General features: G+C 51.5%; 12 protein-coding genes. 10 read left to right on the forward strand and 2 right to left on the reverse strand.

The genetic code is table 11. From position 1 onward, the window contains the following. The first annotated feature begins 59 nt into the window (after positions 1-59). From rssA to galU, 3 genes are all read left to right on the forward strand, one after another. Positions 60-968, forward strand: a complete 909-nt coding sequence (gene rssA / locus MKleb_RS10870) for a patatin-like phospholipase RssA (protein ID WP_025108236.1) — start codon at positions 60-62, stop codon at positions 966-968. A gap of 80 nt (positions 969-1,048) precedes the next feature. Continuing rightward, a complete protein-coding gene (rssB, locus tag MKleb_RS10875; protein ID WP_025108235.1) occupies positions 1,049-2,062 on the forward strand; it encodes a two-component system response regulator RssB in 1,014 nt (337 codons plus the stop codon). A 197-nt stretch (positions 2,063-2,259) separates the two neighbouring features. Beyond that, positions 2,260-3,162, forward strand: a complete 903-nt coding sequence (gene galU, locus MKleb_RS10880) for a UTP--glucose-1-phosphate uridylyltransferase GalU (protein WP_025108234.1) — start codon at positions 2,260-2,262, stop codon at positions 3,160-3,162. Positions 3,163-3,296: 134 nt separating this feature from the next. On the opposite strand, the gene hns is transcribed toward galU, so the two are convergent. Next, complete coding sequence (gene hns / locus MKleb_RS10885) at positions 3,297-3,704, reverse strand: histone-like nucleoid-structuring protein H-NS (RefSeq protein ID WP_004121719.1); 408 nt, start codon at positions 3,702-3,704, stop codon at positions 3,297-3,299. A 556-nt stretch (positions 3,705-4,260) separates the two neighbouring features. On the opposite strand from hns, the gene tdk reads away from it, so the two are divergent. Further along, positions 4,261-4,878, forward strand: a complete 618-nt coding sequence (tdk, locus tag MKleb_RS10890; protein ID WP_025108233.1) for a thymidine kinase — start codon at positions 4,261-4,263, stop codon at positions 4,876-4,878. A 178-nt stretch (positions 4,879-5,056) separates the two neighbouring features. Here tdk and adhE read toward each other — a convergent pair whose 3' ends face one another. Then, positions 5,057-7,732 (reverse strand): bifunctional acetaldehyde-CoA/alcohol dehydrogenase, encoded by a 2,676-nt coding sequence (gene adhE / locus MKleb_RS10895; RefSeq protein WP_004132197.1) that lies wholly within the window; start codon positions 7,730-7,732, stop codon positions 5,057-5,059. A gap of 480 nt (positions 7,733-8,212) precedes the next feature. On the opposite strand from adhE, the gene MKleb_RS10900 reads away from it, so the two are divergent. From MKleb_RS10900 to oppF, 6 genes are all read left to right on the forward strand, one after another. After that, positions 8,213-8,860, forward strand: coding sequence for a YchE family NAAT transporter (locus MKleb_RS10900; RefSeq protein ID WP_004851832.1), 648 nt, complete (start codon positions 8,213-8,215; stop codon positions 8,858-8,860). Positions 8,861-9,605: 745 nt separating this feature from the next. Beyond that, entirely contained in the window at positions 9,606-11,237 is a 1,632-nt protein-coding gene (gene oppA, locus MKleb_RS10905; protein ID WP_025108232.1) for an oligopeptide ABC transporter substrate-binding protein OppA, read from the forward strand. Positions 11,238-11,325: 88 nt separating this feature from the next. After that, on the forward strand, positions 11,326-12,246 hold the full coding sequence (oppB, locus tag MKleb_RS10910) for an oligopeptide ABC transporter permease OppB (RefSeq protein WP_004851825.1): 921 nt from the start codon (positions 11,326-11,328) through the stop codon (positions 12,244-12,246). A 14-nt stretch (positions 12,247-12,260) separates the two neighbouring features. Continuing rightward, positions 12,261-13,169 carry an oligopeptide ABC transporter permease OppC gene (gene oppC, locus MKleb_RS10915; RefSeq protein ID WP_004121697.1) on the forward strand — a complete coding sequence of 303 codons (909 nt, stop codon included), beginning with the start codon at positions 12,261-12,263 and terminating at the stop codon, positions 13,167-13,169. 11 nt (positions 13,170-13,180) lie between these two features. After that, positions 13,181-14,194: an ABC transporter ATP-binding protein gene (locus MKleb_RS10920; protein ID WP_004851823.1), complete on the forward strand. Its 1,014-nt coding sequence runs from the start codon at positions 13,181-13,183 to the stop codon at positions 14,192-14,194. Continuing rightward, positions 14,191-15,195 carry a murein tripeptide/oligopeptide ABC transporter ATP-binding protein OppF gene (gene oppF, locus MKleb_RS10925; RefSeq protein ID WP_217076655.1) on the forward strand — a complete coding sequence of 335 codons (1,005 nt, stop codon included), beginning with the start codon at positions 14,191-14,193 and terminating at the stop codon, positions 15,193-15,195. The genes MKleb_RS10920 and oppF overlap by 4 nt, the downstream gene beginning before the upstream one ends. Positions 15,196-15,235 lie beyond the last annotated feature (40 nt).

Below are 15,235 nucleotides of genomic sequence, written 5' to 3' on the forward strand. Positions count from 1 at the left end.
GTTAACTGAGGTATGGCGATGATGCCATGCCCGGAGTGGAAGGATATGTTTCGGTACTCATGAGAAAGCTTAAAATTGGCCTGGCGTTAGGGGCTGGCGCCGCTCGCGGGTGGTCGCATATCGGCGTGATTAATGCCTTACGGCGGACGGGTATCGACGTCGATGTTATCGCAGGGTGCTCCATTGGCTCGCTGGTCGGAGCGGCGTACGCCTGCAATCGGCTTCCGGCCCTGGAGAAATGGGTATGCTCCTTTAGTAACTGGGACGTACTGAAGTTAATGGATCTCTCCTGGCAACGGGGTGGCCTGCTGCGGGGCGAGCGCGTGTTTAGTCAATACCGCAAACTCATGCCCGTCAGCGAGATCGAGCGCTGCGAACGTCCTTTCGCGGCGGTCACAACGAATTTAAGCACCGGTCGTGAACTGTGGTTTACGGAAGGGGATCTGCATCTGGCGATCCGTGCGTCCTGCAGTATGCCGGGTTTGATGGCGCCGGTGATGCATAATGGCTACTGGCTGGTGGATGGCGCGGTGGTTAACCCCGTGCCGGTGTCTCTGGCTCGCGCCATGGGCGCAGATATCGTCATTGCCGTTGATTTGCAGCACGATGCGCATCTGATGCAGCAGGATTTGCTGTCAATGGAGGTGCCTCGTCCGGAGAGCGAGGAAGATTTTTCGTGGCATTCACGGCTGCGCACGCGCCTGGCGCGTATGACGTCACGTCGGGCGACGAGGGCGCCAACGGCGATGGAAATCATGTCGACGTCAATTCAGGTTCTGGAGAATCGCCTCAAGCGAAATCGTATGGCGGGCGACCCGCCTGATATCCTGATTCAGCCCTTTTGCCCGCAAATCTCCACGCTTGATTTCCACCGGGCCGGCGAAGCTATCGCCGCCGGACATCTGGCAGTGGAAAAGAAAATGGATGAACTATTACCTTTAGTGCGTACCCCCGTGGAGCGCATTTGATGCATACTTAAGTAAATTCTGACAGGCGGTAGCGTGAATATCATGCCACTATTAAATTATCGTCAGTCAGGGGAGAGATCATGACGCAGCCATTGGCGGGAAAACAGATTCTGATAGTTGAAGACGAACCCGTTTTCCGCTCTCTTATGCACACCTGGTTAGCTTCACTTGGTGCGACCATCGTACAGGCGGAAGATGGTATAGATGCACTGCAAAAAATGGCGGAGTCAAAACCTGATTTGATGATTTGCGATATCTCCATGCCGCGAATGAACGGACTGCAGCTGGTAGAACATGTACGTAACCAGGGCGAGCAGTTGCCGATTCTGATGATTTCAGCGACGGAAAACATGGCGGACATCGCCAAAGCGTTGCGCCTGGGCGTTCAGGATATCCTGCTCAAACCGGTTAAAGATTTCGATCGCCTGCGAGAAACCGTGTATGCCTGCCTCTATCCCAATATGTTTAATTCGCGTGTCGAAGAAGAAGAGCGCCTGTTTGAGGACTGGGATGCGCTGGTAAGCGATCCTAGCGCGGCGTCGAGGCTGCTTCAGGAGCTCCAGCCGCCGGTGCAGCAGGAGATGTCGCGTTGCCGTATTCACTATCGCCAGCTTGTCTCTGTCGATAAGCCAGGGCTCGTGCTCGATATTGCGCCGCTATCAGAAAACGATCTGGCGTTTTATTGTCTGGATGTCACACGAGCAGGTGATAATGGCGTTCTGGCGGCCCTATTGCTGCGCGCGCTGTTTAATGGGTTACTGCAGGAGCAGCTCGCTCATCAGGGGCAGCGTTTGCCGGAGATGGGTAGCCTGCTAAAACAGGTTAACCAATTGCTGCGGCAGGCAAACTTACCCGGGCAATTCCCATTATTGGTAGGGTATTACCACAGCGGCTTGAAAAATTTAATTTTAGTCTCCGCGGGTTTGAATGGCACCTTGAATACGGGAGAACATCAAATTCAGATTAGTAATGGCGTTCCGTTAGGCACTTTAGGTAATGCATACCTCAACCAAATTAGTCAACGCTGCGCATCATGGCAGTGCCAAATTTGGGGGGCTGGCGGACGTTTACGCCTGATGTTGACCACGGAGTGAACAATTGTGCTTATTTTTAGGCTCGTGGGATTACCACGCGATCTTTTGTGGTGGTACTATCGCCGGGTTTAATGCGTAAAATTCCTAATTCGAAGATATCTAATCCTTTTCGGAACAGCTTTGACTGAGCAGGCTGATATACTCGATACCATATTATTAACGAGAAGTTTAAAAAACGAACAGTCCAGGAGATTTCAATGGCTGCGCTTAATTCAAAAGTAAGAAAAGCTGTCATCCCGGTTGCGGGATTAGGCACCAGGATGCTGCCCGCTACTAAGGCTATTCCGAAAGAAATGCTGCCGCTGGTAGATAAGCCATTAATTCAATATGTTGTTAACGAATGTATTGCCGCCGGGATTACCGAAATTGTTCTGGTTACGCACTCTTCGAAAAACTCGATTGAAAACCATTTCGATACCAGTTTTGAACTGGAAGCGATGCTGGAAAAACGCGTAAAACGCCAGCTGCTGGAAGAAGTCCAATCTATTTGTCCGCCGCACGTGACTATTATGCAAGTCCGTCAGGGGCTGGCTAAAGGTCTGGGCCACGCTGTGCTTTGCGCGCACCCGGTAGTGGGTGATGAGCCGGTCGCGGTTATTTTACCGGACGTTATCCTTGATGAATATGAATCCGATCTGTCTCGCGACAACCTGGCCGAAATGATCGCTCGTTTCGATGAGACCGGCGCAAGCCAGATCATGGTTGAACCGGTTGCTGACGTTACCGCATACGGCGTTGTCGATTGCAAGGGCCTGCCCCTGCAGCCGGGTGAGAGCGTACCGATGGTTGGTGTCGTCGAGAAACCGAAAGCGGACGTAGCGCCTTCTAATCTGGCAGTTGTTGGTCGTTACGTGCTGAGCGCGGATATTTGGCCGCTGCTGGCGAAAACCCCTCCGGGAGCCGGTGATGAGATTCAGCTGACCGACGCCATCGATATGCTGATCGAAAAAGAAACGGTAGAAGCCTATCATATGAAAGGCAAGAGCCACGACTGCGGTAATAAGCTGGGTTATATGCAGGCTTTTGTTGAATATGGCGTACGCCACAAGTCCCTGGGCGCTGAATTTAAAGCCTGGCTGGATAAAGCCGTAGCGAAGTAATCGTTCGCGGCAGAATGCGAAACCGGGAGCGAGATTCGTTTCCCGGTTTTTTTATGCCCGCCCGGAACCGGTCCCGAATAACGGATAAAAAAAATCCCGCCGCAGCGGGATTTTTAAACGAACAGGATGGCTTATTACAGCAGGAAATCGTCCAGGGATTTACCTTGCTCATCCATCGCTTTCTTGATCACTGCCGGAGTACGACCCTGACCAGTCCAGGTTTTAGTTTCGCCATTTTCGTCAACGTAGCTGTATTTAGCCGGACGTGCAGCGCGCTTGGTTTTAGTTCCCGCTTTAACTGCCGCCATGGTGCTCAGCAGTTCATTAGGATCAATACCGTCAGCGATCAGCATTTCACGGTATTGCTGCAGTTTACGAGTGCGTTCTTCAATTTCCGCAGCCGCAGCGCTTTCTTCTTCACGACGTTCGTTAACGACAACTTCTAATTTTTCCAGCATTTCTTCGAGCGTTTCAAGGGTGCATTCTCTTGCCTGCGCACGAAGAGTACGGATGTTGTTCAAAATTTTAAGTGCTTCGCTCATTGTAGTAATCTCAAACTTATATTGTGGGGTGGTTTGTTGGACTAATAATAGAGCGATAAATTCAGATGTGCAATAGGGGAGAATGTAAGGAAGTCAAAATAACTTGTTATTTGTCTCGGGAATTAATTCATTTAACTTAAATTTTATGTGCGGGTTCACATCTTTTTCGCTTATAGGATGATGGAGAGGATAAGCTAAAACCCTGAGATAGTATGCTTTTTCCGATGCGCAGTGGGAAAAATTATACTTTGCATGGATAAATATCATTGTGGGTATTAGCGCAGCAGCGACGATGATGTTTAATATAAAACACTTGTCCAGCGCGGTTATAGCTATCCGAAAATGGCTGATAAGCACAAAAGGGCAATAGTGACGTCTGCGTGGCCGCCTGGGTCGTACGAATAGCAGGCATTACCATTCAATTAACAGGCTTAATCTTTCAGGTCTCCGCCGAGTGAACGTTCCCGGCAATACCCACACGGCGAGGGCTGATAGCGTGTGAATATATGATACAATTTTACTGCTAAAAAACACATTGATTGGGGTTACGCGGCCGATGGCACAACTTTATTTCTACTATTCAGCAATGAACGCAGGCAAGTCCACCGCTCTGTTGCAGTCATCATACAATTACCAGGAGCGAGGGATGCGCACGGTGGTTTATACGGCAGAGATTGATGACCGCTTTGGTTCAGGGAAAGTGAGTTCGAGGATCGGTCTCTCATCGCCGGCGCGGTTGTATAATACCCAAACTGCGTTATTTACCGACATTGCAGACGAACATAAGCGTCAACCCATCCACTGCGTATTAGTTGATGAGAGCCAGTTCTTAACCCGGGAGCAGGTGCGCGAGCTGTCCGAGGTGGTGGACCAGCTCGATATTCCCGTATTGTGCTATGGATTGCGGACAGATTTTCGCGGCGAACTTTTTACGGGCAGTCAATATTTGCTCGCGTGGTCCGATAAGCTGGTTGAATTAAAAACTATCTGTTTCTGCGGCCGTAAGGCGAGTATGGTTTTGCGCCTCGATCAGGAAGGTAGGCCGTACAATGAGGGGGAACAGGTGGTGATTGGCGGCAATGAGCGCTATGTATCCGTATGCCGTAAACATTATAAAGAGGCGCTGAGCGAAGGCTCTCTGACCGCGGTGCAGAACAAACAGCGCAGCTGCTAATACCCACCCTTTAAATCGTCTCAGGCGCTTTTACAGCGCCTTTTTTCATTTACTAAGCCTTTGGCACATGATTATACGTTTCGGCTGTCTGAGGCGTTTTGTCGGCTGCTGAACGACAGAGACAAAAAAGCCCCATCAAAAGATGGGGCTCAGCGTTACTGACTTTACGGCTGTGGAATTAAGCGGATTTTTTCGCTTTCTTCTCAGCTTTAGCCGGCGCGGCTTCTTTTTTCTCTTCCACGCCGCCTTCAACGTAATTACGTCCGTAGAAGGTATCCAGCAGAATCTGCTTCAGCTCGGCGATCAGCGGGTAGCGCGGGTTAGCGCCGGTGCACTGGTCGTCAAATGCGTCTTCAGACAGCTTGTCAACGTGGGCCAGGAAGTCAGCTTCCTGCACGCCAGCTTCGCGGATAGACTTAGGAATACCCAGCTCAGCTTTGATTTCGTCCAACCAGCCAAGCAGTTTTTCGATTTTCGCTGCGGTACGGTCACCCGGTGCAGTCAGACCCAGATGGTCCGCGATTTCAGCGTAGCGACGACGTGCCTGCGGGCGGTCGTACTGGCTGAATGCTGTCTGTTTAGTCGGGTTATCGTTCGCGTTATAGCGAATAACGTTGCTGATCAGCAGGGCGTTCGCCAGACCGTGAGGAATGTGGAACTGAGAACCCAGCTTGTGCGCCATTGAGTGACATACTCCGAGGAAGGCGTTCGCAAACGCGATACCGGCGATGGTCGCAGCACTGTGCACACGCTCACGCGCTACCGGGTTCTTAGAACCTTCGTGGTAGGACGCTGGCAGGTTTTCTTTCAGCAGTTTCAGAGCCTGCAGCGCCTGGCCGTCAGAGAACTCGGAAGCCAGTACGGAAACGTAAGCTTCCAGGGCATGAGTCACCGCATCCAGACCACCGAAAGCACACAGTGACTTCGGCATTTCCATGACCAGGTTGGCATCAACAATCGCCATATCCGGAGTCAGGGCATAGTCTGCCAGCGGGTATTTCTGACCGGTTGCGTCATCGGTAACAACGGCGAACGGCGTAACTTCAGAACCGGTACCGGAAGTCGTGGTGATGGCGACCATCTTGGCTTTCACGCCCATTTTCGGGAACTTGTAGATACGTTTACGGATATCCATAAAGCGCAGCGCCAGTTCTTCGAAGTGGGTTTCCGGGTGCTCGTACATAACCCACATGATTTTCGCCGCATCCATCGGGGAACCGCCGCCCAGCGCGATAATCACGTCTGGTTTGAACGAGTTCGCCAGCTCAGCGCCTTTACGGACGATGGTCAGCGTCGGGTCAGCTTCTACTTCAAAGAAAACTTCAGTTTCAACGCCAGCCGCTTTCAGCACAGAGGTGATCTGGTCAGCATAGCCGTTGTTGAACAGGAAGCGGTCGGTCACGATCAGCGCGCGTTTGTGACCATCAGTAATCACTTCATCCAGCGCGATTGGCAGTGAGCCACGACGGAAGTAGATAGATTTCGGAAGTTTGTGCCACAACATGTTTTCAGCTCGCTTAGCAACGGTTTTCTTGTTGATCAGGTGCTTAGGACCAACGTTTTCAGAGATGGAGTTACCACCCCATGAACCACAACCCAGAGTCAGGGAAGGTGCGAGTTTGAAGTTATACAGGTCACCGATACCACCCTGAGAAGCAGGGGTGTTGATCAGGATACGTGCGGTTTTCATCAGCTGACCGAAGTAAGCAACGCGTTCTGGCTGGTTGTCCTGGTCGGTATACAGGCAAGAGGTATGACCGATACCGCCCATTGCCACCAGTTTTTCAGCTTTATCAACCGCGTCTTCGAAGTTCTTCGCACGGTACATTGCCAGCGTCGGAGACAGTTTTTCGTGGGCAAACGGTTCGCTTTCATCAACGTCGGTGACTTCACCAATCAGAATTTTGGTGGAAACAGGGACGGTGAAGCCGGCCAGTTCAGCGATTTTATACGCCGGTTGACCTACGATCGCGGCGTTCAGGGCGCCGTTTTTCAGGATGATATTCTGAACAGCCTTCAGCTCCTGGCCCTGCAGCAGATAGCCGCCGTGGCTGGAGAAACGTTCGCGAACGGCATCGTATACGGAATCTACAACCACAACGGATTGCTCAGAAGCACAGATAACGCCGTTATCGAAGGTTTTAGACATCAGGACGGAAGCAACGGCACGCTTGATATCAGCCGTTTCATCGATAACAACAGGCGTGTTACCTGCGCCTACGCCGATGGCAGGTTTACCGGAGCTATACGCCGCCTTAACCATGCCCGGACCGCCGGTCGCAAGGATCAGGTTGATATCCGGATGGTGCATCAGCGCATTTGACAGTTCAACGGAAGGCTGGTCAATCCAACCAATCAGATCTTTCGGCGCACCGGCTGCGATAGCTGCCTGCAGTACGATATCAGCCGCTTTGTTGGTCGCATCTTTAGCACGCGGATGCGGAGAGAAGATGATGGCGTTACGGGTCTTCAGGCTAATCAGAGATTTAAAGATAGCGGTTGAAGTTGGGTTAGTGGTCGGGACGATACCGCAGATAATACCAATCGGCTCAGCGATGGTGATGGTACCGAAGGTGTCATCTTCAGAAAGGACGCCGCAGGTCTTTTCATCTTTATAGGCGTTATAAATGTATTCGGAAGCAAAGTGGTTTTTGATCACTTTATCTTCGACGATGCCCATGCCGGATTCGGCAACGGCCATCTTGGCGAGAGGGATTCGAGCATCTGCAGCGGCCAGAGCGGCGGCGCGGAAGATTTTGTCTACTTGTTCTTGAGTGAAACTGGCATATTCACGCTGGGCTTTTTTTACGCGCTCGACGAGTGCGTTAAGTTCAGCGACATTAGTAACAGCCATAATGCTCTCCTGATAATGTTAAACTTTTTTAGTGAATCAGTAGCTCGATTCGACAGTATAGACAGTGTGTTAACGGCTTGCATTTAAATGTTAACGTAAAGAATTTTGTGCTTCTGACTTCACCGATTGACTAAAAAAGCTTTTGTTTTTTCTTTCAGGTACCGCTGCTTTGCCTCCTCTTCTGTGTGTAAACAAGGTTACTCACTTCTGAGTACAATTTATGTGATCTAAATCAATAATCAGCCAAGCTGATACCTTTCAGCAGTTCATTTTTTGACCTGTTTGATCAAGTGTAATGATACGGTATGCTAATTAAAGACTTAAATAGCATTGCAGAAACAAATAACTAACATCCGAGCTTAAATTATGCACTTATGCGTCAACAGGGATGAATTATGCTTTCAAACAGCGTATCTTCTCGCGGATATTTTATGCCGGTAACTGTCAACAGCCATTTTTAATGATGCTGCGGAGCACCCTGTGATTCAATCATTGTTTGATTTTTCAGCCTACTTTAAATTTTTCATTGGGCTATTTGCGCTGGTAAACCCGGTTGGCATTATCCCGGTTTTTATCAGTATGACCAGCTACCAGACGGCGGCGGTGCGTAATAAAACCAACCTGACAGCCAACCTGTCGGTCGCCATTATCTTGCTCACGTCGCTGTTTTTAGGCGATGCGATCCTCCAGATCTTCGGTATTTCCATTGACTCCTTCCGTATTGCGGGTGGGATTCTGGTGGTCACCATCGCCATGTCGATGATCAGCGGCAAGCTCGGCGAGGATAAACAGAACAAGCAAGAAAAATCAGAAACGGCCATTCGTGAAAGTATCGGCGTCGTGCCGCTGGCGCTGCCCCTGATGGCGGGACCCGGGGCCATCAGTTCAACCATTGTCTGGGGCACGCGTTACCATAGCATCGCCCACTTTGTGGGATTTTCAGTTGCGATTGCGCTTTTCGCGCTGTGCTGCTGGGGCATTTTCCGTATGGCCCCCTGGCTGGTTCGCCTGCTTGGGCAAACCGGCATTAACGTGATTACCCGTATTATGGGGCTGTTGCTGATGGCTCTCGGCATCGAGTTCATCGTTACCGGAATAAAGGCGCTCTTTCCTGGCCTTGTGAATTAACCAGTGTTGCCGCGCGGAACAACGTGTTCCGCGTTTGCTCATTATCAGCAAAACATATCAAAAAAAGTGATTTATCGACCTGCGATACTATTTTCTAATGTTTTGATATTGTTATTTATTATCAATAAGTTATCCATTTCATTTGCCACGAGCGCGACCTTTTACCCACATTAATCACTGTTATTTTCCTCACACCATTCTCTGGTGCTTGCCGTCCGATAATTGAAATGATATTAGTAATTTCACTCATGAAGCAGATGAATGTGCTAAATAATAAGCGATTGTTAATTTTTCGTACAAAAAAGCATCTATTCGGCGATGCAGGGCACATAGTGCGAGATATTTATACTAATTGATTGATAAATAGAATATTAATCATTTCTGGCATGCGCGAGGGGTGATAAATCTTCGCCGCCAGAAGGCCACAAAAGAGAATCCGGTAACATATTTGCAAATTGCATTGGCGGACAATAAAGCGTTTTGGTACTTTCCGGCGTGATCTTTAGCGGAATATGTACGCAAATGAGAATTTTTATTATATAGCCCATCGGGACTACATCGCCCCCGGACAGGGGGGCAAGAATCGACGTCAAGGCTGCCGTTTGAGCGGTCGTAATAAATAAGTCGGTGATAGCAAGCAGTACTCTCTGACAGCAGCATAAACTCCTGCACTGTTCAGAATCCAGAAAAGAGAAAACAGGCTGGTTAAATAGCCAGTAATTATAATGATTGGAGTAACAAACACATGACCATCATCACGAAAAAAAGCCTGGTTGCCGCAGGAGTCCTCTCTGCGTTAATGACCATCAACGCCGCCGTTGCGGCAGATGTACCGGCAGGGGTACAGCTGGCGGACAAACAAACGCTGGTACGTAACAATGGCTCCGAAGTGCAGTCTCTCGATCCGCACAAAATTGAAGGCGTGCCGGAGTCCAATATTAACCGCGATTTGTTTGAAGGGCTGCTGGTGAGCGACCTCGACGGCCATCCGGTCGCGGGCGTTGCGGAAAAATGGGACAACAAGGATTTTAAAGTCTGGACCTTCCATCTGCGTAAAGATGCAAAGTGGTCCGACGGCACGCCGGTCACGGCACAAGATTTCGTTTATAGCTGGCAGCGTCTGGCGGATCCGAAAACCGCGTCTCCTTATGCAAGCTATCTGCAGTATGGCCATTTAGCCAACGTTGATGACATTATCGCCGGGAAAAAACCCGCGACCGATCTGGGCGTAAAAGCGCTGGACGATCATACCTTTGAAGTGACCCTCAGCGAGCCGGTGCCGTATTTCTACAAACTGCTCGTTCACCCATCCGTTTCACCCGTACCTAAATCCGCTATTGAGAAATTTGGTGACAAATGGACCCAGCCGGCCAATATCGTCAGCAATGGTGCGTATAAATTAAAAGATTGGGTTGTTAACGAACGCATTGTTCTGGAGCGTAATACCAACTACTGGGATAACGCCAAAACCGTGATTAATCAGGTCACCTTCCTGCCGATTTCTTCTGAAGTCACCGACGTCAACCGCTACCGCAGCGGCGAAATCGATATGACCTATAACAACATGCCGATCGAACTGTTCCAGAAACTGAAAAAAGAGATCCCGAAAGAAGTTCACGTCGATCCGTATCTGTGCACTTATTATTACGAAATCAATAACCAGAAAGCGCCGTTTACCGACGTTCGCGTGCGTACTGCGCTGAAGATGGCGCTGGATCGCGACATTATTGTCAATAAAGTGAAGAATCAGGGCGACCTGCCAGCCTACAGCTATACGCCGCCGTACACCGATGGCATGAAGCTGATTGAGCCTGAATGGTTCAAGTGGTCGCAGGAAAAACGTAATGAAGAAGCGAAAAAATTGCTGACCGAAGCTGGCTATAGCGCTGATAAGCCGCTTACTTTCAATCTGCTCTATAACACGTCCGATCTGCACAAAAAACTGGCTATCGCGGTGGCGTCTATCTGGAAGAAAAACCTCGGCGTAAACGTGAAGCTGGAAAATCAGGAATGGAAAACCTTCCTCGATAATCGCCATCAGGGCACCTTTGATGTTGCGCGCGCCGGCTGGTGTGCGGACTACAACGAACCGACCTCCTTCCTTAATACGATGCTGAGCGACAGCTCAAACAATACCTCGCATTATAAGAGCCCGGCTTTCGATAAGATTATCGCTGAAACGCTGAAGACCAGCGATGACGCGAAACGCGCGGACCTTTACGCGCAATCTGAGCAGCAGCTGGATAAAGACTCCGTCATCGTACCGGTCTTCTATTATGTCAACGCCCGTTTGGTTAAACCGTGGGTCGGTGGCTATACCGGCAAAGATCCGCTGGATAATACGTATACAAGAAATATGTACATTGTGAAGCACTAATGGCAATACGTGGGGCAGGCGTTACCGCTTGCCTCACGGTGTCTTATTTCATCGCACTATTGAAGGCACACGCCAGAAGGTACGGGCAATGTTAAAATTTATCTTACGTCGCTGTCTGGAAGCGATTCCGACGCTATTTATTCTTATTACTATCTCTTTCTTCATGATGCGTCTTGCGCCGGGAAGCCCCTTTACCGGTGAACGCACGCTGCCGCCAGAAGTCATGGCGAATATTGAAGCAAAATACCATTTAAATGACCCCATCATGACCCAGTACTTCAATTATCTGAAGCAGCTGGCGCACGGTGATTTCGGTCCTTCCTTTAAATATAAAGATTACTCGGTCAACGATCTGGTGGCGTCCAGCTTCCCGGTGTCCGCTAAATTAGGCTTCGCCGCATTTTTTCTCGCGGTGGTGCTTGGCGTGAGTGCCGGGGTGATTGCGGCATTGAAGCAAAATACGAAATGGGACTTTGCCGTAATGGGGGTGGCAATGACCGGGGTTGTGATACCGAGTTTCGTGGTCGCGCCCTTACTGGTCATGATATTTGCCATTACGCTGCACTGGCTGCCGGGCGGCGGATGGAACGGCGGGGCGCTGCAATATATGATTTTGCCTATGGTGGCCCTCTCCCTGGCCTATATCGCCAGTATCGCGCGTATTACCCGCGGCTCGATGATCGAAGTGCTGCACTCTAACTTCATTCGCACCGCCCGGGCAAAAGGCTTACCGATGCGCCGCATTATTCTGCGTCACGCGTTAAAGCCCGCGCTGCTGCCGGTGCTCTCCTATATGGGGCCCGCGTTTGTCGGCATTATTACCGGCTCGATGGTCATTGAAACCATTTATGGCCTGCCGGGAATTGGTCAACTGTTCGTCAACGGCGCGCTGAACCGCGACTACTCGCTGGTACTTAGTCTGACCATTCTGGTTGGCGCATTGACCATTCTGTTTAATGCGATTGTTGACGTGCTGTATGCCGTTATCGATCCGAAGATCCGTTACTAACGCTGGGGTTCGCCATGATGTTAAGTAAGAAAAACAACGAGGCGCTGGAAAACTTCAGTGAAAAGCTGGAAGTCGAGGGGCGCAGCCTCTGGCAGGACGCCCGCCGCCGCTTTATGCATAACCGTGCTGCGGTTGCCAGCCTGATTGTGCTGGTGATCATCGCGCTCTTTGTCACCATCGCGCCGATGGTATCGCAGTTTTCCTATTACGATACCGACTGGGGCATGATGTCCAGCGCCCCGGATATGGAGTCCGGACACTACTTTGGGACCGACTCCTCGGGCCGCGACCTGCTGGTGCGGGTGGCGATCGGCGGACGTATCTCGCTGATGGTCGGCGTGGCTGCAGCGCTGGTGGCGGTGATTCTGGGGACGCTTTACGGGTCGCTTTCCGGCTATCTGGGCGGCAAGGTGGATTCAGTGATGATGCGCCTGCTGGAAATCCTCAACTCCTTTCCGTTTATGTTCTTCGTCATCCTGCTGGTGACCTTCTTTGGCCAGAATATCCTGCTGATTTTCGTTGCCATTGGGATGGTCTCCTGGCTGGATATGGCGCGTATCGTTCGCGGTCAGACCCTAAGCCTGAAGCGAAAAGAGTTTATTGAAGCCGCGCAGGTCGGCGGCGTTTCAACCGGCAATATCGTTATCCGCCATATCGTGCCTAACGTGCTTGGCGTGGTCGTGGTGTACGCCTCCCTGCTGGTCCCGAGCATGATTCTGTTTGAATCCTTCTTAAGCTTCCTCGGCCTGGGTACCCAGGAGCCGTTAAGTAGCTGGGGCGCGCTGCTCAGCGATGGCGCGAACTCAATGGAAGTGTCGCCGTGGCTGCTGCTGTTTCCTGCCGGTTTTCTGGTGGTAACGCTGTTTTGTTTTAACTTTATCGGCGATGGCCTGCGTGATGCCCTCGACCCGAAAGACCGCTAAGGAGCGCCGACATGAGTACGATGGAAACGGCGAAAGCGCCGCAGGCAGCACAACAATCCGGATTGCTTCTGGATGTGAAAGATCTCCGCGTCACCTTTGCGACTCCCGATGGTGATGTGACTGCGGTCAACGATCTCAATTTTAATCTACGGGCGGGGGAAACCTTAGGCATCGTAGGCGAGTCCGGTTCCGGTAAGTCGCAAACCGCTTTTGCGCTGATGGGCCTGCTGGCCGCCAACGGCCGTATTGGGGGGTCAGCGACCTTTAACGGGAAGCAGATCCTTAACCTCCCGGAGCGCGAGCTGAATAAGCTGCGCGCCGAGCAGATCTCAATGATTTTTCAGGACCCGATGACGTCGCTTAATCCGTATATGCGGGTAGGCGAACAGCTGATGGAAGTCCTGATGCTGCATAAAGCGCTGAGCAAAGCCGAAGCCTTTGAAGAGTCGGTGAAAATGCTGGATGCGGTCAAAATGCCCGAGGCGCGCAAACGGATGAAAATGTATCCGCACGAGTTTTCCGGCGGGATGCGCCAGCGCGTCATGATTGCGATGGCGCTGCTGTGCCGGCCTAAGCTGCTGATTGCCGATGAGCCGACAACGGCGCTGGACGTAACCGTGCAGGCGCAAATAATGACATTGCTTAATGAGCTCAAGCGCGAGTTCAATACGGCGATCATTATGATTACCCACGATCTCGGCGTCGTCGCCGGGATCTGCGATAAGGTGCTGGTGATGTACGCCGGACGCACGATGGAATATGGTCAGGCGCGCGACGTCTTCTACCATCCCTCTCATCCTTATTCTATTGGCCTGCTCAATGCGGTCCCGCGCCTGGACGCAGAAGGCGACGCCCTGTTAACGATTCCGGGCAACCCGCCGAATCTGCTGCGTCTGCCGAAAGGCTGTCCATTCCAGCCGCGTTGCCCGCACGCGATGGAGATTTGCAACAGCGCTCCGCCTCTGGAGGAGTTTGCGCCGGGCCGCCTGCGCGCCTGCTTTCAACCGGTGGGGGATTTGCTATGAACGCCGTAACGGAACAAAGAAAAGTCCTGCTCGAAATCGCCGATCTGAAAGTACACTTTGATATTAAAGACGGCAAACAGTGGTTCTGGCAGCCGTCGAAAACGCTGAAAGCGGTAGATGGCGTAACGCTGCGTCTGTATGAAGGGGAAACGCTGGGCGTGGTCGGGGAGTCCGGATGCGGAAAATCGACCTTCGCGCGCGCCATCATCGGTCTGGTGAAGGCCACCGACGGTAAAGTCGCCTGGTTAGGTAGAGATTTGCTGGGGATGAAGGCCGACGAGTGGCGCGACGTACGCAGCGATATTCAGATGATCTTTCAGGATCCGCTGGCGTCGCTAAACCCGCGCATGACTATCGGGGAAATCATCGCCGAGCCGCTGCGCACCTATCATCCCAAAATGCCGCGCCAGGAAGTTCGCGATCGCGTTAAGGCGATGATGATGAAAGTGGGGCTGCTGCCGAACCTGATTAACCGCTATCCGCATGAATTCTCCGGCGGCCAGTGCCAGCGTATCGGTATCGCCCGCGCGCTAATTCTTGAACCGAAGCTCATTATCTGCGATGAGCCGGTGTCAGCGCTGGACGTGTCGATTCAGGCGCAGGTAGTGAATCTGCTGCAGCAGCTGCAGCGGGAAATGGGACTGTCGCTGATTTTTATCGCCCACGATCTGGCGGTCGTGAAGCATATCTCCGATCGCGTGCTGGTGATGTATCTTGGCCATGCCGTGGAGCTCGGCACCTATGATGAGGTGTATCTTAATCCGCTGCATCCCTATACCAAAGCGCTGATGTCGGCGGTGCCGGTTCCGGACCCTGATAAGGAAAAGAATAAAACGATCCAGCTTCTGGAGGGGGAATTGCCATCGCCGATTAACCCGCCGTCGGGATGCGTATTCCGCACCAGATGCCCGATTGCCGGGCCGGAGTGCGCTAAGACGCGACCGGTGCTGGAGGGCAGTTTCCGCCATGCGGTTTCCTGCCTGAAGGTGGACCCGTTATAATCTCAGGGGCTGACGTTAGTCAGCCCTTTTTTTAGCGAGG

The sequence above is a fragment of the Klebsiella sp. PL-2018 genome (assembly GCF_019048985.1).
GTDB lineage: Bacteria > Pseudomonadota > Gammaproteobacteria > Enterobacterales > Enterobacteriaceae > Klebsiella > Klebsiella michiganensis.